16 protein-coding genes and 1 pseudogene are annotated in these 21,768 nt (G+C 75.3%); 12 read left to right on the forward strand and 5 right to left on the reverse strand.

Annotation, left to right across the window (positions count from 1 at the left end; translation table 11 throughout):
- Positions 1–44 precede the first annotated feature (44 nt).
- From ACFU9E_RS06090 to ACFU9E_RS06105, 4 genes and pseudogenes are all read left to right on the forward strand, one after another.
- Complete coding sequence (locus ACFU9E_RS06090) at positions 45–944, forward strand: biotin--[acetyl-CoA-carboxylase] ligase (protein ID WP_380681898.1); 900 nt, start codon at positions 45–47, stop codon at positions 942–944.
- A gap of 257 nt (positions 945–1,201) precedes the next feature.
- The gene (locus ACFU9E_RS06095; RefSeq protein WP_380681899.1) at positions 1,202–2,338 is read left to right on the forward strand and encodes an adenylate/guanylate cyclase domain-containing protein; all 1,137 of its coding nucleotides are present in this window, start codon (positions 1,202–1,204) and stop codon (positions 2,336–2,338) included.
- Positions 2,339–2,857: 519 nt separating this feature from the next.
- Positions 2,858–3,994, forward strand: a pseudogene (locus ACFU9E_RS06100) (diguanylate cyclase domain-containing protein); the annotation flags it as partial.
- Between the two features lie 857 nt (positions 3,995–4,851).
- Positions 4,852–5,211, forward strand: coding sequence for a hypothetical protein (locus ACFU9E_RS06105; protein ID WP_380681900.1), 360 nt, complete (start codon positions 4,852–4,854; stop codon positions 5,209–5,211).
- A gap of 13 nt (positions 5,212–5,224) precedes the next feature.
- Here ACFU9E_RS06105 and ACFU9E_RS06110 read toward each other — a convergent pair whose 3' ends face one another.
- Positions 5,225–5,842 (reverse strand): TetR/AcrR family transcriptional regulator, encoded by a 618-nt coding sequence (locus tag ACFU9E_RS06110; protein ID WP_380681901.1) that lies wholly within the window; start codon positions 5,840–5,842, stop codon positions 5,225–5,227.
- Between the two features lie 95 nt (positions 5,843–5,937).
- Between ACFU9E_RS06110 and ACFU9E_RS06115 the strand changes: the two genes are divergently transcribed.
- Positions 5,938–7,152, forward strand: a complete 1,215-nt coding sequence (locus ACFU9E_RS06115; RefSeq protein WP_380681902.1) for a macrolide family glycosyltransferase — start codon at positions 5,938–5,940, stop codon at positions 7,150–7,152.
- A 19-nt stretch (positions 7,153–7,171) separates the two neighbouring features.
- Here ACFU9E_RS06115 and fdhD read toward each other — a convergent pair whose 3' ends face one another.
- Positions 7,172–7,993 carry a formate dehydrogenase accessory sulfurtransferase FdhD gene (gene fdhD, locus ACFU9E_RS06120; RefSeq protein WP_380681903.1) on the reverse strand — a complete coding sequence of 274 codons (822 nt, stop codon included), beginning with the start codon at positions 7,991–7,993 and terminating at the stop codon, positions 7,172–7,174.
- A 184-nt stretch (positions 7,994–8,177) separates the two neighbouring features.
- On the opposite strand from fdhD, the gene hutH reads away from it, so the two are divergent.
- Complete coding sequence (gene hutH, locus ACFU9E_RS06125; RefSeq protein ID WP_380681908.1) at positions 8,178–9,758, forward strand: histidine ammonia-lyase; 1,581 nt, start codon at positions 8,178–8,180, stop codon at positions 9,756–9,758.
- A 114-nt stretch (positions 9,759–9,872) separates the two neighbouring features.
- Here the strand turns inward: hutH and ACFU9E_RS06130 are convergent, their stop codons facing one another.
- On the reverse strand, positions 9,873–10,316 hold the full coding sequence (locus ACFU9E_RS06130) for a hypothetical protein (RefSeq protein WP_380681904.1): 444 nt from the start codon (positions 10,314–10,316) through the stop codon (positions 9,873–9,875).
- Between the two features lie 253 nt (positions 10,317–10,569).
- Here ACFU9E_RS06130 and ACFU9E_RS06135 point away from each other — a divergent pair, with 253 nt between their 5' ends.
- Together ACFU9E_RS06135 and ACFU9E_RS06140 are read left to right on the forward strand one after the other, a co-directional pair.
- Positions 10,570–11,439, forward strand: a complete 870-nt coding sequence (locus ACFU9E_RS06135; RefSeq protein WP_380681905.1) for a MurR/RpiR family transcriptional regulator — start codon at positions 10,570–10,572, stop codon at positions 11,437–11,439.
- 79 nt (positions 11,440–11,518) lie between these two features.
- The gene (locus ACFU9E_RS06140; protein ID WP_380681906.1) at positions 11,519–11,866 is read left to right on the forward strand and encodes a hypothetical protein; all 348 of its coding nucleotides are present in this window, start codon (positions 11,519–11,521) and stop codon (positions 11,864–11,866) included.
- An 80-nt stretch (positions 11,867–11,946) separates the two neighbouring features.
- Here ACFU9E_RS06140 and ACFU9E_RS06145 read toward each other — a convergent pair whose 3' ends face one another.
- On the reverse strand, positions 11,947–13,854 hold the full coding sequence (locus ACFU9E_RS06145) for a ricin-type beta-trefoil lectin domain protein (protein ID WP_380686912.1): 1,908 nt from the start codon (positions 13,852–13,854) through the stop codon (positions 11,947–11,949).
- A gap of 204 nt (positions 13,855–14,058) precedes the next feature.
- Between ACFU9E_RS06145 and hutU the strand changes: the two genes are divergently transcribed.
- The 4 genes from hutU to hutI all read left to right on the forward strand — a co-directional run bounded on the left by hutU (position 14,059) and on the right by hutI (position 19,507).
- Positions 14,059–15,714 carry a urocanate hydratase gene (hutU, locus tag ACFU9E_RS06150; protein ID WP_380686918.1) on the forward strand — a complete coding sequence of 552 codons (1,656 nt, stop codon included), beginning with the start codon at positions 14,059–14,061 and terminating at the stop codon, positions 15,712–15,714.
- Positions 15,715–15,743: 29 nt separating this feature from the next.
- On the forward strand, positions 15,744–16,931 hold the full coding sequence (locus tag ACFU9E_RS06155; RefSeq protein ID WP_380686916.1) for an allantoate amidohydrolase: 1,188 nt from the start codon (positions 15,744–15,746) through the stop codon (positions 16,929–16,931).
- Positions 16,919–18,271 (forward strand): formimidoylglutamate deiminase, encoded by a 1,353-nt coding sequence (locus ACFU9E_RS06160; protein ID WP_380686910.1) that lies wholly within the window; start codon positions 16,919–16,921, stop codon positions 18,269–18,271. The genes ACFU9E_RS06155 and ACFU9E_RS06160 overlap by 13 nt, the downstream gene beginning before the upstream one ends.
- Positions 18,272–18,337: 66 nt before the next feature.
- Positions 18,338–19,507, forward strand: a complete 1,170-nt coding sequence (gene hutI, locus ACFU9E_RS06165; RefSeq protein ID WP_380686914.1) for an imidazolonepropionase — start codon at positions 18,338–18,340, stop codon at positions 19,505–19,507.
- A gap of 76 nt (positions 19,508–19,583) precedes the next feature.
- Here the strand turns inward: hutI and ACFU9E_RS06170 are convergent, their stop codons facing one another.
- On the reverse strand, positions 19,584–21,707 hold the full coding sequence (locus ACFU9E_RS06170; protein WP_380690073.1) for a prolyl oligopeptidase family serine peptidase: 2,124 nt from the start codon (positions 21,705–21,707) through the stop codon (positions 19,584–19,586).
- Positions 21,708–21,768: the final 61 nt, after the last annotated feature.

Below are 21,768 nucleotides of genomic sequence, written 5' to 3' on the forward strand. Positions count from 1 at the left end.
CGGCCGGGGGGCCGCGATCCGCGACACGTCCTAGGGTGAACCGCATGACCTCCGACACGCCCCGCCGCAGTGGACTGCGCGGTCTCGGCCACGCCGGGCCGTCGCCGTGGACCGATCTGGACCGCCCGCCGCTGGACGCCGCCGCGCTGCGCCGGGACCTGCTGCGCCCCGGCGGCCTCTGGACCTCGATCGACGTCGTCGAGGAGACCGGCTCCACCAACACCGACCTCGCCGCCCGCGCCCGCGAGGGCGCCCCGCAGGGCGCGGTGCTGGTCGCCGAGGCCCAGAACTCCGGCCGCGGCCGGCTCGAACGGCAGTGGAGCGCCCCCGCCCGCTCCGGTCTCTTCCTCTCCGTCCTGCTTCGCCCGGACGGAGTACCCGTCGAACGGTACGGCTGGCTGCCGATCCTGGTCGGCGTCGCGGCCGCGAGCACCCTGAGCCGGGTCGCCGAGGTCGAGGTCGGCCTGAAGTGGCCCAACGACCTGCAGGTGGAGATCGACGGCGCGGAGCGCAAGCTCGGCGGCATCCTCACCGAGCTGGGCGGCGGCGCGGTGGTCGCCGGCCTCGGCCTCAACGTCTCGCTGCGCGCCGCCGAACTGCCCGTCCCCACCGCCGCCTCGCTCGCCCTGGCCGGCGCCGCCGTCACCGACCGGTCCACCCTGCTGCGCGCCCTGCTGCGCGAGTTCGCCGAGCTGTACGGCGAGTGGACGGCCGCCGCCGGCGACCCGCACAGCAGCGGCCTGCTGCGCGCCTACGCGGCCCGGTGCACCACGCTGGGGCGGCCGGTGAAGGTGCTGCTGCCCGGTGACCGCGAACTGCGCGGCGAGGCGGTCGCGGTGGACGGGGACGGCCGGCTGGTGATCCGTACCCCGGACGGCGGCCGGCAGGCGGTCGGCGCGGGGGACGTCGTCCACGTGCGCCCGGAGCCGCGCGCCGCCGAGTAGCCGCGCGCCGGGCGTGCCGGGCAGCGGGTCGGCGCCGGGCGGGGGCCCGCGCCGCGCGGGGCCGGTGCCGTGCGCCGGGTGGGCGCCCCGTGCGTCCCCTTACCTCCCCTTGACCCGGGCGGATGCCCCGGATCGCGCGATTCCGTGCGAACATTCCACCTGGCAGCAGTGTGAGGCGCGCCACTGCCCGCCGGGTGGCGGGCGCGCCGGACACGCAGGACACGAGGCGAGTGCGGCGACCGCACGGGGACGGACCGGTGGCAGAGGACGGCAGCAACGGCGGCGGCAACGGCGGCCCGGCGGGCTCCGACGACCAGACCGTCGCCCTCGACCTCGAACGCCTGATCCTGGACGCGCCGCGCCGCTACACCCCGTACCAGGCCGCTCGCGCCGCCGACGTCCCGATGGAGCTGGCCACCCGCTTCTGGCGGGCGATGGGCTTCCCGGACATCGGGCAGTCCAGGGCGCTGACCGACGGTGACGTGATCGCGCTGCGCCGGCTGGCCGGCCTGGTCGAGTCGGGCCTGCTGAGCGAGTCGATGGCGATCCAGGTGGCCCGTTCCACCGGCCAGACCACCGCCCGGTTGGCCGGCTGGCAGATGGACACCTTTCTGGAGAACCTCACCCAGTCCGTCGAACCCGGCCTGACCCGTGCCGACGTCGCGTACCCGCTGGTCGAGCTGCTGCTGCCGGAGCTGGAGCAGTTCCTGGTGTACGTCTGGCGGCGGCAGCTGGCCGCCGTCACCGGCCGGGTGGTGCAGGCCGCCGAGGACAACGAGATCACCAGCGGCAGGCTCGCCGTCTGCTTCGCCGACCTGGTCGGCTTCACCCGGCTGTCGCGGCGGCTGGAGGAGGAGGAGCTCGGCGAGCTGGTCGAGACCTTCGAGAACACCTGCTCCGACCTCATCGCCGGCCAGGGCGGTCGGGTGATCAAGACGCTCGGCGACGAGATCCTCTTCGTCTCCGAGGACCCGGTGACCGCCGCCGGGATCGCGCTGGGCCTCATCGAGGCGCTGGCCGAGGACGACACCATCCCGGCGCTGCGGGTCGGCATGGCCTTCGGCACGGTCACCTCGCGGATGGGCGACGTGTTCGGCACGACGGTCAACCTGGCCAGCCGGCTCACCTCGATCGCGCCCAAGGACGCGGTGCTGATCGACGGCGAGTTCGCGGCCGCGCTGGAGCAGAACGGCAGCGTCGCACCGCCCGACGCGGACGGGCCGGGGCTGGCCGAGGCGCTGTCGGCGGCGGCCGGGCTGCCGCCGGCGGGACCGTCGGCCCCGGGGCCGGAGGCCGCCCACCGGTTCAACCTGCAGCCGATGTGGCGCCGGCCGGTGCGCGGGCTCGGGCTGGTCGAGCCGTGGCTGCTCTCCCGGCGGGTGCGCCCCGAGTAGCCGCGCGCCGCCCGGATGCGCGCCGCCCGGACGCGCGCCGCCCGGACGCGCGCCGCCCGGACGCGCGGCGACAGCACCGCGGCAACCCTGCGACAGCACCGCGGCGGACCGCGGCGGACCACGACTGCGCGGCGGCACACCACGACACGCCCAGGGGCGGACTGCCGTGCGGTCGTGCGGGTGCGAAGTCGAAAACGGGGCATAACCGAACGAATCCGCCATAGTCTTGGTGCAGGCGCCCCGGTGCGACCGGCCGCGGTGGCGGTGCCGTCGGACGGGTAGGAGCGGGTCGGGGCGCGGGCACGCGCGTCGCACGCGGGACGGGCGGCGTCCGGACGGACCACCAGCAGGACCGAGCACAGGGAGCGAGGCGAGCCGGTGAGCAGTGAGGCGATCATGACGGACCGCGACCGGGCCCAGCAGCCGCCCGTCGTCCCCGAGCCCGGGGCGGGGCAGGCCCCGGGGGACGGTCCGGCCACCGACGCGCGGCTGAAGGCCGTGGTCGAACTCGCCCAGGACATGGCCGGAGCGCTCACCCCGCTGGAGGCCGTCCGGGCCGCCGCCGCCCGGGCCACCGGGGCGCTCGGCGCGACGATGGCCGCCGTCTCGGTCTGGGACCGCGAGTCCGGCCGGCTGCGGGTCCTGGTCAACCACGGCGAACTCGCCCCGGGGGAGCAGGAGCTGCCGGAGGACGAGTCCTACCCGGTGGCCGACTTCCCCGAGATCGTCACGTACCTGGAGGAGCGCTGGACCACCGGCCGGCTGCCGCGCGCCTGGGTGCAGACCGCCGACAACAGCCGGCCGCACGCCGGGCACGCGCACCCGACCGCCGGCGCGTACTGCCAGGAGCGCGCCGCCGCGCTGCGCCGGCGCGGCCGGGCCTGCTGCGTGGTCGCGCCGATCGTGCTGCACGGGCAGGCCTGGGGCGAGCTCTACCTCGCCCGCACCGCGGGGATGCCCGCCTTCACCGACGCCGACGCCGACTACGCGACCCTGCTGGCCGCCCAGATCTCGGCCGGCCTGGCCCAGACCGAACGCCTCGCCGACCTGCGCCGGCTCGCCTTCTCCGACCCGCTCACCGGCCTCGCCAACCGGCGTGCGGTGGACGCCCGGCTGGAGAGCGCGCTGGCCGCGCACAACCGGGACAACACCGTGGTCTCGTTGGTGGTCTGCGACGTCAACGGCCTGAAGCGGGTCAACGACCAGCTCGGCCACGAGGTCGGCGACCGGCTGCTCGAACGGTTCGCCCACCAGCTGTCGCTGGCCGCCGCCAAGCTCCCCGGCAGCCTCGCCGCCCGGCTCGGCGGCGACGAGTTCTGCCTGCTCGTCGAGGGGCAGAAGGCGGACGAGGTGGTGGCCGTCGCCGAGGAGCTGTGCGCGCGGGCGCTGGCCCTGTCCGAGGGCGAGGGGGTGGCCTGCGGGGTGGCCTCCACCGGTGACTCGATCGGCCCCGTCACCACCCCCGACCGGCTGTTCCGGCTCGCCGACGCCGCCCAGTACCGGGCCAAGGCCGCCCGGGCCGCCCACCCGGTGGTGGCCGGGCGCAGCCACGGCCCCGGCTTCGCCCCCGACCCGACGGTGCTGCTCGCCGACGCCGCCGAGCCGCAGCACCGCGGCGACGGCCGGTTCCGCCCCGGCGGCCGGGCCGGGGCCGGGGACCGGCGGCGGTTCCGCGGCGCCGCGCACAGCGCCGACCCGGGGCAGCTGCTCACGGCGGTGCTCGCCGCGCTCGACCAGCAGGGCGCGGTGCGGGCCGTGCACCCGGCCGACACCATCGGCAAGCTCGCCATCGTGGCCGAGACCTCGGCCCGGCTGCTGGACGCGGTCGGCTGGTGGATCTCCTACGTGCCGCCCGGCTCGCAGCTGATGCGCACCGCCCGGCACGCCGTCTACCGGATGACCAGCGGGCCGAGCAGCAGCCGGGCGGAGACCCAGCGGGCCCAGATCGAGGCCCCGGACGCGGTCTTCGACCTCCGCCACTACCCGATGACCCGCCGGGCCGTGCGCGGCGGCGCCTTCGCCCTGCGGGCGGGCGCGGCGGGCAACGATCCGGCCGAGGAGGCGATGCTGGTGGTCTCCGGCTACCGCGGCATGGTCGCCGCCGGCGGCCAGAACGCGGCGGGCGGCTGGCTCCTGGAACTCTTCGCCGACGACGCCACCCTCCCGCTCGGCCAGGTCGCCGCCGCCCTGCGCACCCTGGCCGCCGTCGCCCTGGCCGGCCCCGCCTCCCCGCCGGAGGCCTGAGGCAGGGGCCCGCCCCCGGCGCCGTCGCCGCGCATCCGCATCCGCATCCCGCTCCCTCGTGCCGGCGTTGCCCCGGCCGGTCCCGCCCCCGCCGGGTAGCCGCGCGGCGGGGGAGTGTGGCGCTTCGGTGACCGGTGTGTCCCGAGCCGGTCGCGGTCCGGTCGCGGGGGTGGGCGCGGCGGGGCGTGCGTGGGAGGGTTTCCGCGGTCGGCGGGCCGTCGGGGCGCCGCCGGGTCGGATGTCGGGGGTTGGTTCCTGTGCGCGCTCGGTTGACGGGTCTGGTTCTCTCTGCGGTGCTCGCCTTCGGCGGCGCCGGATTGGCCGCCGCTCCGGCGGCCTCGGCGGCGCCGGTGGTGAGCACCGCGAGTACGGCGAGAACGGCGAGTACGGCAGGCACGACGAGCACGGTGGCGGGCGGCGGGGCCGTCCAGGAGGTCCAGAGCGGCGTGACGGCGGACCGGCACGGCACCACCACCCAGCTGGCCAAGGACAAGGACAAGTCCAAGAAAAAGAAGAAGAAGGGCCTCGGCAGGTTCATCGGCCTGATCATCGGCGCCGTCGTGGTGCTGGTGGTGATCGTCGTGATCATCGCCGTGGTGCTGGTGCTGCGCCGCCGCAACCGGCCCTGACCGGCCCGCGGGCTCAGCCGCCGGAGGTGCCGAAGGCGCTCAGCAGGGCGGCCGCCACCTGGTCCGCGTAGTCGGCGTCGAGCGGGCCGAGGCCGTGCAGCCAGCGGTAGTACAGCGGGCCGTAGAGGAGTTCGAGGGCGAGGTCCAGGTCCGCGTCCGCCCGCAGCTGCCCGGCCTCCCGGGCGGCCCGCAGGCGGTCGCGGGTGACCTCCAGCAGCGGGTCCAGCAGCCGTTCGCGGTACTCGCGCAGCAGGTCGGGGTCGGTGAGGACCTCGGCGGCGAGGGCGCGTCCGGTCCGGTTGAACGCGGGGTCGGCGAGTTCGAGGACGGTGCCCCGCAGGAGGGTCCGCAGGTCCTCGGCGAGGTCGCCGGTGTCGGGGAGGGCGAGGCTGCCGGAGGCGTTCTCGTTGGCGGCGAGGAAGGAGTCGAAGACGACGGCGCCCTTGGACGGCCACCAGCGGTAGATGGTCTGCTTGCCGACGCCGGCGCGGGCGGCGATCTTCTCGATGGTGAGCTTGCCGAAGCCGATCTCGGCGACGAGCTCGCCGGCGGCGGTGAGGATCGCCGTGCGGCTCTGCTCGTTGCGACGGCTGGGGTCGGGGGCGTTCTGCTGTCTGGCCACGGCCGCCATCCTAACGAGTTGGCGAGACGGACCGTATTGTCTTGACACGGCTCCCCGGGCGGCGCATTCTTATGGGACATCAGCGAGACGAACCGTCTCGTCTCATGACTTTCGAGGGGACCACCGAGATGACCCGCTCCGCCGCCCACATCGTCATGGCCTCCATCCCGGCCCACGGCCACGTCAACCCGAGCCTCGCCGTGATCGCCGAACTCGTCGCCCGGGGCCACCGGGTCAGCTACGTCAACGACCCGTCCTTCGCCGGGGCCGTTTCCGCCACCGGCGCCACGCTCGTCCCGTACCCGACGGCGCTGCCGCTCGACGGTGATCCCTCGGGCTGGCCGCAGGACCCGGTCGCCGTCCAGGACGTCTTCCTCGACGACGCCCTCGCGATGACCCCCGTCCTGCGGAAGCTCTTCGCCGAGGACCGGCCCGACCTGGTCCTCTACGACATCGGCGCCTACGCCGCGCGGGCGGTGGCCGAGGGCCACGGCGTGCCGGTGCTCCAGCTCTCGCCCACCATGGTCGGCTGGGAGGGCATCGAGCAGGACCTCGCCGGGGTCTACGAGGCGCTCCGCACCGGGCCCGGCGGCCCCGAGCACTACCGGCGGTTCGGCGACTGGCTGGCCGGGGCCGGCGCCGTCGTCCGGGACGTCGACCGGTTCAAGAACCGCCCGGAGCGCGCGCTCGCGCTGATCCCGCGCGCCCTGCAGCCCAACGCCGAGCGGGTCGACCCCGAGCGGATCACCTTCGTCGGCCAGTGCTTCGGAGACCGCTCGCACCAGGGCCACTGGCAGCGGCCGGCCGGCGCGGAGAAGGTGCTGCTGGTCTCGCTCGGCTCGGCGTTCACCGACCGGCCCGGCTTCTACCGGGAGTGCCTGGCGGCCTTCGGCGGCCTGCCCGGCTGGCACGTCGTGCTGCAGGTCGGCAGGCACACCGACCTCGCCGCGCTCGGCGAGGTGCCGGCCGGCGTCGAGGTGCACCGCTGGGTGCCGCAGTTCGACGTGCTGGCGCAGGCGGACGCCTTCGTCACCCACGCCGGCACCGGTGGCGCGAGCGAGGGGCTGTACCACGGCGTGCCGATGATCGCGGTGCCGCAGGCCGTCGACCAGTTCGCCAACGCGGACTCGCTGGTGGCGCTCGGCGTGGCCCGGCGGCTGGACACCGAGGACGCGACGGCCGCCGCGCTGCGGGCCGCCCTGCTGGAGCTGACCGGCGACCCGGCGGTGGCCGCCCGTCTCGCCGCGCTGCGTGCCGAGGCCCGCGCCGAGGGCGGCACGAGGCGCGCGGCGGACCTCGTCGAGGCGCAGCTGGGGTGAGGCGGAGCCGGGGGTCCGGTCAGCCGATCCGGTCGGGGCGGGTGTAGACGTTGGCGCCCTCGCCGCGCAGGAAGCCGACCAGGGTGAGGCCCAGCTCCTCGGCGAGGTCCACGGCGAGCGAGGACGGCGCCGAGACCGCGGCCAGCAGCGGTACGCCGGCCAGCGCCGCCTTCTGGGTCAGCTCGAACGAGGCCCGGCCGCTGACCAGGAGCACGTGTCCGGTCAGCGGCAGCCGGCCCTCGCGCAGCGCCCAGCCGACCACCTTGTCCACCGCGTTGTGCCGCCCGACGTCCTCGCGGGCGCAGAGCAGCTCGCCGCTGCGGCCGTCGAACAGTCCGGCGGCGTGCAGGCCGCCGGTGGAGTCGAAGGTCCGCTGGGCGGCGCGCAGCCGGTCCGGCAGTCCGTACAGCAGCGCGGGCGGGACGGTCAGCGGGTCGTCGCCGACCGGGTGGCGGACATGGGTGCGCACGGCGTCCACGGTGTCCCGGCCGCACAGGCCGCAGGCGCTGGTGGTGAGCAGGTTGCGGTGCGCGGAGAGCGGCAGGGGGGCGGCGCCGCGCGGCGTCGCGTCCACCACGTTGTAGGTGTTGGCGCCGTTCTCGTCGGTGCCGGCGCAGTAGCGCAGCGCCGCGAGGTCCTCGGCGGTGCGGACGATGCCCTCGCCGACCAGGAAGCCCGCCACCAGGTCGAAGTCCTGGCCGGGGGTGCGCATGGTGACGGTGAGCGGTTCGCCGCCGAGCCGGATCTCCAGCGGTTCCTCGGCGGCCAGCGAGTCCGGCCGGAAGGTGCGGTCGTCCCCGCGCAGCCGGAGCACCCGCCGTCGTGCCGTCGCCCGCGTCATCGTCCCGCCTGCCTCTCCGTCCGCCGCGACCGGCGCCCCGCCGTCCGCCTCCCCACCCCCACAGCGTGCGTCACGGGGCGGGATATTCGAAAATCCTGATGACCGCCCGTACCGTGCTCGACTTTCCAATGCGCCAGGGTGGTTGTCATATCTTCATTCACCTGATGAGATGGTGTATATGGATATGCACAGTGCTGCGGCCCCCCACGCGCCGCTCGTCCAGGTCGGCAAGGCCGATGTCAGCGCCGAGGACGTGCTGGCCGTCGCCCGGGGGAACGCCCGGGTCGAGATCGGTCCCGACGCGCTCGCCGAGATGGCCGCCGCGCGCGCTCGGATCGACGCCCTGGCCGCCGAACCGCGCCCCGTCTACGGCGTCTCCACCGGCTTCGGCGCCCTCGCCGTCCGGCACATCAGCCCCGAGCTGCGCGCCCAGCTGCAGCGCTCGCTGGTGCGCTCGCACGCCGCGGGCATGGGCCCGGCGGTGGAGCGCGAGGTCGTCCGCGCGCTGATGTTCCTGCGCATGAAGACGCTCGCCAGCGGCCGTACCGGGGTGCGCCCCCTGGTCGCCGGGACCATGGCCGCGATCCTCAACGCCGGCATCACCCCGGTGGTCCGCGAGTTCGGCTCGCTCGGTTGCTCCGGCGACCTCGCACCGCTCTCGCACTGCGCGCTCGTCCTGATGGGCGAGGGCGTGGCGACCGGCCCCGACGGCGCCGAGAAGCCCGCCGGCGAACTGCTCGCCGCCGCCGGCATCGAGCCCGTCGAGCTGCTGGAGAAGGAGGGCCTCGCCCTCATCAACGGCACCGACGGCATGCTCGGCATGCTCGTCATGGCCATCGCCGACCTGCAGCGGCTGTTCACCACCGCCGACATCACCGCCGCGATGACCCTGGAGGCGCTGCTCGGCACCGACAAGGTGCTCGCCCCCGAGCTGCACGCCCCGATCCGCCCGCACCCCGGGCAGGCGCTGTCCGCCGCCAACATGCTCGCCGTGCTCAAGGGCTCCGGCCTCACCGGCCACCACCAGGACGACGCCCCGCGCGTCCAGGACGCCTACTCGATCCGCTGCGCCCCGCAGGTGGCCGGCGCCGGCCGGGACACCCTCGCGCACGCCCGGCTGGTCGCCTCCCGCGAGCTGGCCGCCTCGGTCGACAACCCGGTGGTGCTGCCGGACGGCCGCGTCGAGTCCAACGGCAACTTCCACGGCGCCCCGGTCGCCTACGTGCTGGACTTCCTCGCCATCGCCGCCGCCGACCTCGGCTCGATCTCCGAGCGCCGCACCGACCGGCTGCTCGACAAGGCCCGCTCGCACGGCCTGCCGGCCTTCCTGGCCGACGACCCGGGCGTGGACTCCGGTCTGATGATCGCCCAGTACACCCAGGCGGCGCTGGTCAGCGAGAACAAGCGGCTCGCGGTGCCGGCCTCGGTCGACTCGATCCCCTCCTCGGCCATGCAGGAGGACCACGTCTCGATGGGCTGGTCCGCCGCCCGCAAGCTGCGCCAGGCGGTGGAGAACCTCGGCCGCATCCTCGCCGTCGAACTCACCGCCGCCGCGCGGGCCCTGGAGATCCGCGGGCAGGCCGACGGCTCCGGCGGCACCCCGGCCCCGGCCACCACCGCCGCGATGGCCGCCGCCCGCGCCGCCGGGGTGGGCGGCGCCGGGCGCGACCGCTTCCTGTCGCCGGACCTGGAGGCCGCGGCCGCGCTGGTCGCCTCCGGCGAGCTGGTGCGGGCCGTCGAGCAGGTCACCGGGCCGCTGGCCTGACGGCGCCGGACGGCCGGACGGGCCGCGCGGAGCGGGTGGACCCCGGTGGAGCAGGTGGACCAGGTGGACCAGGTGGAGCGGGTGGGAGAGGTGACGGCGGCTCGGGAGCCCCGGCTACTCCCACTCGCTCCCCGCGTCCGCCGGCCGGCGCCTCTCCTCCGCGCGCTCGGCCAGCGCGGCCGAGACGTTGACGCCGACGATGCCGCTCCAGCAGACCAGCAGGCCCCAGAACCCGCCGGCGCCGGCGGCGATGCCGGACAGCGGGATGCCCAGCGCCATGGAGATGACCGGCAGCCGGATGCCCGAACGGCCGGAACGGCGCGGACGGGGCCCGTACCCCGGCGGGCCGTAGGAGCGGCCGGCCTCGGCCGGGCGGCCGTACCCGTCGGCCGGACCGAGCCGCTCGGCGACCCGGCGCTCCACCCGGGCGTCGAGCCGGGCGTCCAGCCGGGAGAGGAAGGAGTCGATGAGCTCCGACTCGTACTCCTTGCCGAGTTCCTTGCGGGCCTCCAGCGTGGCGTCCAGATCGCGCCGCAGGCTGTCCTGGCGAGTTTCCATGGACACCAGACTGGGCCCGAAGGGCCGGGCCGGTCCACCCGTTCGCCGCTATCTCGGGGCGGACTCAGGGGGATTTCAGGGTCACCCCGAGGCCGCGGGCGGCCCCTGCCCGGCCCGTGCCGGGCTCGTCCGAGGTCCGTGCCCGGTCACATTCCGGACGTCTCAGCCGGCGTCCCGTCGTACGAGACGTCTTTGCCAGCGGCCCGCCGCTGCTGCACAGTCATCCGAACAGCTCGCATCCGGAGGTACCGCCATGACCGCCACCGACGACGCCGGCACGGTCGGTCCCTCCGCCCGGCTGCTCCAGCTCTTCGAAGGCCACCGGCTCACCCCCACCCAGCGGCGGATCGCGCACTCGCTGGTGCGGCACGCCACCCAGGCGCCGTTCCTCTCCAGCGTCGAGGTCGCCGAACTCGCCGGCGTCAGCCAGCCGTCGGTGACCCGCTTCGCGGTGGCCCTCGGCTACGACGGCTACCCGGCGCTGCGCAAGCAGTTGCGCGAACTCGGCGCCGGCGAGCCCGCCGCCCCCGAGAGCCTGGCCGACGCGGTGCGCAACGAGCACCAGCAGGCCGTCCTCGCCGAGATCGAGCACCTGCGCCACCTCGCCGAACTGCTCGCCGACCCCGAGCCCATCACCCGCGCCGCCCGGCTGCTCGCGGCCTCCCGCCCGCTGCCGGTCCTCGGCCTGCGGGCCGCCTCGGCGCAGGCGCGGGGCTTCGCGTACTTCGCCGCCAAGGTGCACCCGGACATCCGGCTGCTCGACGAGGGCGGCAGCATGCTCGCCGACCGCCTCGAACAGGCCTCCGCGGCGGGCGCGAGCGTGCTGCTCTGCTTCGCCCTGCCGCGCTACCCGCGCGAGCTGATGGACGCCCTGGCGGTGGCCCGGGACTGCGGACTGACCGTCATCACCGTGGCCGACAGCGTCTTCGCGCCGGTCGCCAAGCTCTCCGACCTGATGCTGCCGGCCGCGGTCGGCACCGGCCTGGTCTTCGACACGGCCTGCGCGCCGATGATGCTCGGCCGGGTGCTGCTGCAGCGCATGTGCGACGAACTCCCGGGCGCCGAGGCGCGGTTGGAGTCCATCGAGCAGTCGGCGGCGGCCCGTGGGCTGTTCCTGGAGTAGGACGCGGCCCGACGCGGCGCCGTATCCGCAGGTTGGCGACCCGTCCGGGGCGGGCATCACTCCGTCAGGGGGTGCCGCCATGCGTGTGATCCACGAGATGAAGTTCGTCGGCCGGCTCGCCTCCGGAGCCGACGAGTGGTCCTGCCCGACCTGCGGACGCCGTGTCACCCTGCGCCGTCTGCCCGACCCCGAACTCACCGTCCTCGACCCGGGCGACGAGACCGTCGTCCACGTCGGGGTGATCGAACCCGACGCCCGTGCCGCCGCGGCCGCCGAACGGTACGGCCTCGGCCCCGTCCAGGAGATCCCCCGCCCACCCCGCAACCCCGTGCCCCCCGGCACCCCGGCGGCCGTCGTCCCCGACGACGCCGACCGCCGCTGGCTGGAGGAGATCGGCATCCACTGGGGCGACGACGCGGCCGCGTGACCGGTGCGTGTCGCCGCGCGAACGCGGCAGGACCCCGCCGCGGAGTGCGGCGGGGTCCTGCCGGTGCGGCCGGTGGAGCCTCAGGAGAGGCGCGTGGCGGCGGGGACGCCGAACTCGAACCGCTGGTTGGCGCCGCCGTTGCAGTCCCACAGGACGAACCGGGTGCCGTTGGCGGTGTTGCCGTTGGGGAGGTCGAGGCAACGGCCGGACTGCGGGTTGAACACCGTGCCGTCCGCCTGCGGCAGCCAGACCTGGTTACCGCCGCCGTTGCACGTCCAGAGCGCGGTCGCGGTGCCGTTGCCGGTGCCGTTCCCGCGGGCGTCGAGGCACAGGTAGCCCGACTTGAGGCTTCCGTCCTTCGCGTCACTGGTGAAGGACTGGCCCCTGGCCGCCCCGCAGTTCTCGACCTGGACCGGCGAGCCGACCTCGCCGTAGGTGGTCCCGACGGTCGCGCACTTGGTCCGGTCGAGCGCGAGCTTGTAGGTGGAGTCCCAGCCCTTGGCGGGCCCGGCGGCCCGCTGGACCAGGGCGACGTCGCTGAGCTCGCCCTTGAACCGAGCGTTCGGCGCGCCCTGGTACCGGTACTGCCCGGCCTGGAAGGCGCCGGTGGCCTGGAAGGAGTCGCCGGCGGCGTGGTAGCCGGTGGCGGCCACATTGCCGTTGACCTGGAGGGTGATCTGCCCGGTCGCGGAGTTGTAGGCCACGCTCAGCTGGTTCCAGGCGCCGGGGGTGAAGTCGGCCGAACCCGAGCTGTAGGGCGCCACCTGGTCGTAGGACCAGGAGTCGTCGTCCTGCCGGCCCAGCGCGGCGTGCCAGCGGCCGTCGCTCGGGTCGGCCCAGAGCGCGAAGGCGCTCGACCGCGTGCCCTCCTGGCTCAGCACGACGCCGCCCTCGGTGGTGGGCTTGGCCCACGCGGTGACGGTGAAGCTCTCGCGGGTGTCGATCAGCGGGCGGTCGGAGGAGAGTGCTCCGGTGCCGTTCAGGGTGGCGACCGTGGCGGGGCCGGGGACGCTGCGCCCGTCCGGGCCGGTGAACGGGCTCTGGTTGTCCGCCCGGCCGACGCCGGGGCCGGCCGTCAGCGGGGCGGTACCGGCGGAGTCGGCGCCGAGGTCGTCACGGCCGAGCTGCCACTGGTGCGCCGGGTTCGCCAGGTCCCCCAGCACGACCGGGCCGGGGTAGACGAAGGTCGGGATGACGGTCTCGGCGGAGTAGTTGCCGGCCTGGTCCACGTCACGCACGCGCAGGGTGGTCGGGCCCGGCTGGGAGAAGGGGATGTCCACGTTGACGCCAAGGCCGCCCAGGCCGCCGCAGCTCGTCCTGGTCCACGGGTCCGTCTCGTTGGTGCGGTACTCGATGCAGCCGTGGCCGGAGGTGTAGATGCGTTCCTTGTCGTTGTCGTCCTTGACCTGGAAGCTGAGGCGGTTGGTGCCGACCTGCGGGATGCCCATCGACAGCAGCTGGAGGCGGGGGCCGCGGCGGTCCACCTTGAAGTGGCAGTCGGCGGTGGCCGCGGACCGGTTGCCCAGGCCGTCCGTGCCGACCACGTTCCAGGTGTAGGCGTGGCCCTCCTTCAGCTTGGTCTCGTCGAGCACGAGCTCGGCCTGCGCGCCGGGGGCGAGCCCGTCCACCCGGCCGGTGATGACCTCTGCGTTGTTCTCCATGGTGTCGCGGACGTGGAACTCGGCGCCGAGCGCGCCGGAGGAGCCGTTCACCGTGGCGGCGAGGCTGTTCGTGCCGCCGGCCAGCCAGCCCCAGTTGTTGTAGTTGTCGACGCCGCAGCCGTCGGTGTGGGTCTCGGGGTACAGGGTCCCCGGTGCGACCGGGGTGACGCGGGTGCCGGTGGGGGTCTCCACCGGGGCCGGGTCGGCGGCGTGGGCGAGCGGGGCGCCGGCGAGCAGGCCGACGGCGAGCGCGATGACGCTGCCGCGCGCGGCCGTTCGGCGGATCCGGTCGCTTCGCGACGGTCTGGCCTGGCGTGGCTGGATCAAGGTCACAGGGATCCCCCCAAGGATCGACCGGACGGGACAGTTCCGTTGGTTCGTGCACAGCATGATGGTGCGTCGGGGCGTGCGTCAATGGGTTTCCGGCCAGTGGTGCCCGACCCCTGGCCGAGGGCCGAATGATTGGATATATTCAGCAGAGTCGAGCCTGAATGAATTCATCCGCAAGGAGGCCGGGACATGGTGCAGCAGGTGAGCGGACCGCGCGAGGTGCGGGCGGCACGGGGAACGGCGCTGACGACGCAGGGGTGGCAGCAGGAGGCGGCCCTGCGGATGCTGATGAACAACCTCGACCCCGAGGTGGCCGAGCACCCGTCGAAGCTGGTCGTCTACGGCGGCACCGGCAAGGCGGCGCGCGACTGGCGCTCCTTCGACGCCATGGTGCGCACGCTCCAGGGGCTGAAGCAGGACGAGACCATGCTGGTGCAGTCCGGGCGGCCGGTCGGCGTCATGCAGACCCACGAGTGGGCGCCGCGGGTGCTGATCGCCAACTCCAACCTGGTCGGCGACTGGGCCAACTGGGAGGAGTTCCGCCGGCTGGAGAGCCTCGGGCTCACCATGTACGGGCAGATGACCGCCGGTTCGTGGATCTACATCGGCACCCAGGGCATCCTCCAGGGCACCTACGAGACCTTCGCCGCCGTCGCCGACAAGCGGTTCGACGGCACCCTGGCGGGCACCATCACCCTCACCGCCGGCCTCGGGGGCATGGGCGGCGCCCAGCCGCTGGCCGTGACCATGAACGGCGGCGTGGCGATCTGCGTCGACTGCGACCCGTCCCGGATCGCCCGCCGGATCGAGCACCGCTACCTGGACGTCGAGGCCAAGGACCTCGGCCACGCCCTGGAGCTCGCCACCGCCGCCCGCGACAAGCGGCAGCCGCTCTCCATCGGCGTGCTCGGCAACGCCGCCGAGCTGGTCCCGCAGCTGCTCGCGATGGACGCGCCGATCGACATCGTCACCGACCAGACCAGCGCCCACGACCCGCTGAGCTACCTGCCGGTCGGCGTCGCCTTCGACGACATGGCCACCTACGCCGCCGAGAAGCCCGCCGAGTTCACCCAGCGCGCCCGCGAGTCGATGGCCCGGCACGTCGAGGCGATGGTCGGCTTCCAGGACCGCGGCGCCGAGGTCTTCGACTACGGCAACTCGATCCGCGGCGAGGCCCAGCTGGCCGGCTACGACCGCGCCTTCGCCTTCCCCGGCTTCGTCCCCGCCTACATCCGGCCGCTGTTCTGCGAGGGCAAGGGCCCGTTCCGCTGGGCCGCCCTGTCCGGCGACCCGCAGGACATCCACAAGACCGACAAGGCCGTCCTCGACCTCTTCCCGGAGAACGAGTCGCTGCACCGCTGGATCCGGATGGCCCAGGAGAAGGTGCACTTCCAGGGCCTGCCCGCGCGGATCTGCTGGCTCGGCTACGGCGAGCGCGACAAGGCCGGCGAGCGGTTCAACGACATGGTCGCCTCCGGCGAGCTGTCCGCGCCGATCGTCATCGGCCGCGACCACCTGGACTGCGGCTCGGTCGCCTCCCCGTACCGGGAGACCGAGTCGATGCTCGACGGCTCCGACGCGATCGCCGACTGGCCGCTGCTCAACGCCATGGTCAACGTCGCCTCCGGCGCGTCCTGGGTCTCCATCCACCACGGCGGCGGCGTCGGCATCGGCCGCTCGATCCACGCCGGGCAGGTCACCGTCGCCGACGGCACCCCGCTGGCCGGCGAGAAGATCCGCCGGGTGCTCACCAACGACCCGGGCATGGGCGTCGTCCGGCACGTCGACGCCGGCTACGACCGGGCCGTCGAGGTCGCCGACGAGCGCGGCGTGCGCGTCCCGATGGGCGAGCTGTGACCGGGCTGACCGCCGGAAGCTTCGAGCAGATGTGGGCTGAGCTGCTCCCCGTGGGCCGCTTCGCCGCGTCCGGCGGCTACCGCCGGTTCGCCTGGAACACCGCCGACGCCGAGTGCCGCGCCTGGTTCGAGCAGCAGGCCCGTGACCGCGGCCTGGCCTACGAGCTGGACCGCAACGGCAACCAGTGGGCCTGGCTGGGCGACCCGGAGGCGGGCGGCGCCGTCGTCACCGGCTCGCACCTGGACTCCGTCCCGGACGGCGGCGCCTTCGACGGCCCGCTCGGCGTGGTGTCCTCCTTCGCGGCGCTGGACGAACTGCGCGCCAGGAACGCGCGGTTCAGCAGGCCGCTGGCGATCGTCAACTTCGGCGACGAGGAGGGCGCCCGGTTCGGCGTGGCCTGCATCGGCTCCCGGCTCAGCGCCGGGGTGCTCGGCCGGGAGGCCGCGTACGAGCTGCGCGACGCCGACGGGGTGCGGCTGCCGGACGCGATGGAGCGGGCCGGCCAGGACCCGACCGCGATCGGCGCCGACGGCGAGCGGCTCGCCCGGATCGGCGCCTTCGTCGAACTCCACGTCGAGCAGGGCCGCCACCTCGCCGAGGACCGGCCGGTCGGCGTCGCCTCGGCGATCTGGCCGCACGGCCGCTGGCGGTTCGACTTCCACGGCGAGGCCAACCACGCCGGCACCACCCGGATCGAGGACCGCCGCGACCCGATGCTGACCTACGCCACCACCGTGCTCGCCGCCCGCAAGAAGGCGCGGCTCGCGGGCGCGCTGGCCACCTTCGGCAAGGTCGCCGTCGAGCCCAACGGCACCAACGCGATCGCCTCGCTGGTCCGCGGCTGGCTGGACTCCCGGGCGGCCGACGAGGCCACCCTCACCGAGCTGGTCGCCCAGATCGAGCACGCCGCGGCCGAGCGCGGCGGGCGCGACGGCGTCCGGGTCGAGCTGACCCGCGAGTCCTACACGCCGGTGGTGGACTTCGACGGCCCGCTGCGCGACCGCCTCGCCGCCCGCCTGGGCGGCGCCCCGGTGCTGCCCACCGGCGCGGGACACGACGCCGGGATCCTGGCATCGGCCGTGCCGACCGCCATGCTGTTCGTGCGGAACCCCAGCGGCGTCTCGCACTCCCCGGCGGAACACGCCGAGACGGCCGACTGCCTGGCCGGCGTCGCCGCCCTCGCCGACGTACTGGAGGATCTGGCGTGTCATCAGTGACCTACTGGGCGCAGTACGCGTGGCTGCCGCACGTCAACGGGCCGGTGGTCGAGCAGGACGTCCTGATCGGCACCGGCGCCGACGGCCGGATCACCGAGGTGCGGCCGGACAGCGGCCCCTGCCCGTCCGGCGCCGTCCGGCTGGCGGGGCTGCTGCTGCCGGGCCAGGCCAACGCCCACTCGCACGCCTTCCACCGGGCGCTGCGCGGCCACGTCCAGGTCGGCTCCGGCACCTTCTGGACCTGGCGCGACACCATGTACCGGTTCGCCGGAGCGCTCGACCCGGACCGCTACCTGGCGCTCGCCACCGCCGTCTACGCGGAGATGGCGCTGGCCGGGATCACCGCCGTCGGCGAGTTCCACTACCTGCACCACGCGCCCGGCGGCGTCCGCTACGACGACCCCAACGCGATGGGCGAGGCGCTGATCGAGGCAGCCGCCCGGGCCGGCGTCCGGATCACCCTGCTCGACACCTGCTACCTGTCCTCCGGCTTCGGCGCCGAGCCGACCAGGCCGCAGCTCCGGTTCGGCGACGGCGACGCCGACGCCTGGGCCGAGCGGGCCGACGCCCTGCGCCCGCGCGAGCACGCCCGGATCGGCGCCGCCGTCCACTCGGTGCGCGCCGTGCCCGCCGAGCAGCTCGGCACCGTCGCCCACTGGGCGGCGATGCGCGAGGCGCCGCTGCACGTCCACCTGTCCGAGCAGACCGCCGAGAACGACGCCTGCCTCGCCGCGCACGGGGTCACCCCGACCCGGCTGCTCGCCGACCACGGCGCGCTCGGCCCGCGCACCTCGGCCGTGCACGCCACCCACCTCACCGAGGAGGACGTCAAGCTGCTGACCGACTCCTCCACCACCGTCTGCATGTGCCCCACCACCGAACGGGACCTCGCGGACGGCATCGGCCCGGCCCGGCAGCTGGCCTCCGGCGGCTGCCCGATCACCCTCGGCAGCGACAGCCACGCCGTCGTCGACCCGTTCGAGGAGGCCCGGGCGCTGGAGCTGGACGAGCGGCTGCGCACCCGCACCCGCGGCCACTGGACGGCCAACGCGCTGCTGCGGGCGGGCACCGAGGACGGGCACGCCTCGCTCGGCTGGCCCGAGGCCGGGCGGATCGAGGCCGGCGCCCTGGCCGACTTCACCGTGATCGCGCTGGACTCGGTGCGCACCGCGGGCCCGCCGCCCCGGCTCGGCGCGGAGATCGCGGTGTTCGCGGCCTCGGCGGCGGACGTGCGGCACGTGGTGGTCGGCGGGCGCCAGGTGGTCCGGGACGGCGCGCACCTGCTGGTGCCGGACGTGCCGGGCGCGCTGCGGTCCTCGATCGACGCCCTGAGCTGCTGAGCTGTCGTTCTCCCGACAGGGCTGAGCTGTCGTTCTCCCGAAAGGTAAGACGTGACCTCCCCGAGCATTCCGAGCACGCTGATCACCGGCATCGGCACGCTGGTCACCAACGACCCCGCGCACGGGACCGGGCCGCTCGGCCTGCTCACCGACGCGGCGGTGGTGATCGACGGCGACGCCGTCGCCTGGGTCGGCCCGGCCGCCGAGGCGCCCGCCGCCGACGAGCGGTTCGACGCGGCGGGCCGCGCCCTGCTGCCCGGCTTCGTCGACTCGCACGCCCACCTGGTCTTCGCCGGCGACCGCACCGCCGAGTTCAACGCCCGGATGTCCGGGCAGTCCTACTCGGCGGGCGGCATCCGCACCACGGTGGCCGCCACCCGGGCCGCCGCCGACGCCGAGCTGGACGCCAACCTGGCCCGGCTGGTGCGCGAGGCGCTGCGCCAGGGCACCACGCTGGTCGAGTGCAAGTCCGGCTACGGGCTCACCGTCGAGGACGAGTCCCGGGCGCTGCGGATCGCCTCCTCGTACACGCCGGAGACCACCTTCCTGGGCGCCCACGTGGTGGCCCCGGAGTTCGCCGACGACCCGGCCGGCTACGTCGAGCTGGTCACCGGCCCGATGCTGGACGCCTGCGCCCCGTACGCCCGCTGGGTGGACGTGTTCTGCGAGAAGGGCGCCTTCGACGGCGACCAGGCGCGGGCGATCCTCACCGCCGGGGTGGAGCGCGGGCTGACCCCCCGGGTGCACGCCAACCAGCTGACGTACGGTCCGGGCGTGCAGCTGGCCGTGGAGCTGGGCGCGGCCTCGGCCGACCACTGCACCCACCTCACCGACGAGGACGTGGCCGCGCTGGCCGGCTCCTCGACGGTGGCGACCCTGCTGCCGGGCGCCGAGTTCTCCACCCGGGCGGTCTACCCGGACGCGCGCCGGCTGCTGGACGCGGGGGCGGTGGTGGCGCTGTCCACCGACTGCAACCCGGGCTCCAGCTTCACCAGCTCGATGGCGTTCTGCATCGCGGTGGCGGTGCGCGAGATGGGCATGACGCCCGACGAGGCCCTCTGGTCGGCGACGGCGGGCGGCGCGCACGCGCTGCGGCGCACGGACGTGGGCACGGTGACGGTGGGTGCGCGGGCGGACCTGCAGCTGCTGGACGCGCCCTCGCACGTGCACCTGGCGTACCGGCCGGGTGTGCCGCTGACGGCGGCGGTCTGGCGCGCGGGCGTGCGCGAGGTCTGAACGGGGCGCCGAGCAACGCCGGGCAACGGATGACGGCGGCGGGGCCCGCTCGGGACCCCGCCGCCGTCATCCGTTGTCAGCCGAGCTCCAGCGACCTGCGCAGGAAGTCGAGCTGGTGGTGGAGCAGGTGCTCGGCCACCGCCTCGTCGCTCGGCGAGTGGCCGGTGCCGACGAGCGGCAGGACCTCGTGCGGGCGTCCGGCGGCGAGCAGCGCGGCGGACAGCCGCAGGGTGTGGGCGGGCAGCACGTTGTCGTCGGCGAGGCCCTGGATCAGCAGCAGCGGGCGCCGCAGCCCGGGCGCGTCGGGCAGCAGCGAGGCGGCGTCGTACCACTCGGGGTGCTCGTCGGGGTGGCCGAGGAAGCGTTCCTTCCAGTGGGTGTCGTAGAGCCGGTGGTCGGTGGGGGCGGCTCCGGCGACGGCGGCGTGGAAGACGTCGGGGCGGCGCAGCACGGCGAGGGCGGCCAGGAAGCCGCCGTAGGACCAGCCGCGGATCGCGACCCGGTCGAGGTCGAGCAGTCCGGGGCGCCGGGCGGCGGTCGCGTGCAGGGCCTCGACCTGGTCGGCGAGGGCGGGGTCGGCGATGTCCGCGTGGACGGTCTTCTCCCAGCGCGGACCGCGCCCGGGGGTGCCGCGGCCGTCGACGGCGAGCACGGCGAAGCCCTGGTCGGCGAACCACTGGGAGGTGAGGTCCCACCAGTGCGGGGCGGCGGTGACCTTCTGCATCGCGGGCCCGCCGTAGGGGTCGAGCAGGACGGGCAGCGGGCCGTCCCCGGGGCGGTGGCCGGCGGGCAGGAAGAGCGTGGCGCGCAGCTCGCGGGGGCCGAGGCGGAGCGGCTCGGGGCGGGTGGTGAGGACGGGCGTCTCGGTGTGCGAGGCCAGGGTCCGGGTGGGACGGCCGTCGCGGTGGACGGTGGTGCGGCCGGTGGGCGCGCCGGGCGTGCGTGCGAGGTGGACGAGCGTGCCGTCGCGGCGCGCGCCGGTGTGCACGCCGGGCTCGTGGCTCAGTCGGACAGCGCCCGAGGCCTGGTCCCACGACCACAAATGGGTCTCGGTCGGCTCGTCGGAGGCGGTGAAGAGGACCTGTCCGCCGTCGGTGCCGACCACGGAGCGTATCTGGAGGCCGGGCGGGGTGACGGGCTCGCCGTCGACGGTGAGGTGCCGGGTGTCGCCGTGGTCGGCGCAGTCGACCAGCGCGCCGGCGGCGGTGCGGACGGGCAGTCCGGGGAGCAGTTCGACCCAGTGCTCGTCGCGCCGCTCGGCGAGGACCCGGGTGGCGCCGTCGGCGGGGTCGACCGCGAGGGTGAGCAGGGTGCGCTGGTCGCGGCTCTGCACGGCGGCGTACGGGCCGTGGGCGTCCCAGCCGGCGGCGGTGAGGTACTCGTACCCGGCCCGGTCCCAGCGGACCTCGGTGCGCCCGCCGTCGAGGCCGAGCAGCCAGAGGGTGACCTCGGCGTTGTCGGTGCCGGCCAGGGGGTAGCGGATGACGCGCGGCGCCCGGGAGGGGTCGGCCGGGTCGGCGAGGTGGAGGCGGCGCAGCGGCCGCTCGTCGACCCGGGCGACCAGCACCCGGGTGCCGTCGGGGGACCACCAGTGGGCCCGGTGGCGGTGCATGGACTCGGCGGCGACGTGCTCGGGCACGCCGTAGCGGACCTCGGCGTCCTCGGGTTCGGCGAGCGCGCGGTCCGTGCCGCCGTCGGCGTCGACGACCCGCAGGGCGCCGCCGCCGACGTAGGCGATCCGCCGGCCGGCGGGGTCGGGGCGCGGGTCGTACACCTCGGTGGCGGTGGGGACGCGGCGGACGTCTCCGGTGGCGGTGTCGGCGAGCCACAGGACGCCGCCGAGGGCGAAGGCGGCGAGCCGGCCGGCGGCGTCGGTGGTGTACGCGGTGATGCCGCGGGCGTGGACGCGGGCGCGTTCGCGGCGGATCCGTTCGGCCTCGGGCAGCTCGGCGTCGGCGTGGTCGGCGCCGAGGGCGGCGGGGTCGGCGAGCAGGCGTTCCTCGCCGGTGTCGGTGTCCAGGGCCCAGAGGCAGCTGACGGGGTCGCCGCCGCCCCGGCTGCGCAGGAAGAGCACGGTGCGCCCGTCGGCGCCGATGGCCAGCTGGGCGGGGGCGCCGAGGGTGAGGCGCCGGGTGCGGGCGAGCTGGCGGGGGAGCGAATCGGTCGGCAGGGAGTCGGCTGGCACGGAGTCGGTCGGCATGGGGCACCGTAGGCAGATCCGCGGGCCGTCGTCGAGGGGATGGAAGACGACCGGGGCCGGG

The organism is Kitasatospora sp. NPDC057595, from assembly GCF_042800875.1.
In the GTDB taxonomy this organism is placed as follows: domain Bacteria; phylum Actinomycetota; class Actinomycetes; order Streptomycetales; family Streptomycetaceae; genus Kitasatospora.

Coding starts and splice junctions, on each gene's coding strand:
- ACFU9E_RS06155 (WP_380686916.1), top strand. CDS start 15,744: ATGTGGGCTGAGCTGCTCCCCGTGGGCCGCTTCGCCGCGTCCGGCGGC.
- ACFU9E_RS06115 (WP_380681902.1), top strand. CDS start 5,938: ATGACTTTCGAGGGGACCACCGAGATGACCCGCTCCGCCGCCCACATC.
- ACFU9E_RS06170 (WP_380690073.1), bottom strand. CDS start 21,707: ATGCCGACCGACTCCGTGCCAGCCGACTCCCTGCCGACCGATTCGCTC.
- ACFU9E_RS06110 (WP_380681901.1), bottom strand. CDS start 5,842: ATGGCGGCCGTGGCCAGACAGCAGAACGCCCCCGACCCCAGCCGTCGC.
- ACFU9E_RS06090 (WP_380681898.1), top strand. CDS start 45: ATGACCTCCGACACGCCCCGCCGCAGTGGACTGCGCGGTCTCGGCCAC.
- ACFU9E_RS06140 (WP_380681906.1), top strand. CDS start 11,519: ATGCGTGTGATCCACGAGATGAAGTTCGTCGGCCGGCTCGCCTCCGGA.
- ACFU9E_RS06135 (WP_380681905.1), top strand. CDS start 10,570: ATGACCGCCACCGACGACGCCGGCACGGTCGGTCCCTCCGCCCGGCTG.
- ACFU9E_RS06130 (WP_380681904.1), bottom strand. CDS start 10,316: ATGGAAACTCGCCAGGACAGCCTGCGGCGCGATCTGGACGCCACGCTG.
- hutH (WP_380681908.1), top strand. CDS start 8,178: ATGCACAGTGCTGCGGCCCCCCACGCGCCGCTCGTCCAGGTCGGCAAG.
- fdhD (WP_380681903.1), bottom strand. CDS start 7,993: ATGACGCGGGCGACGGCACGACGGCGGGTGCTCCGGCTGCGCGGGGAC.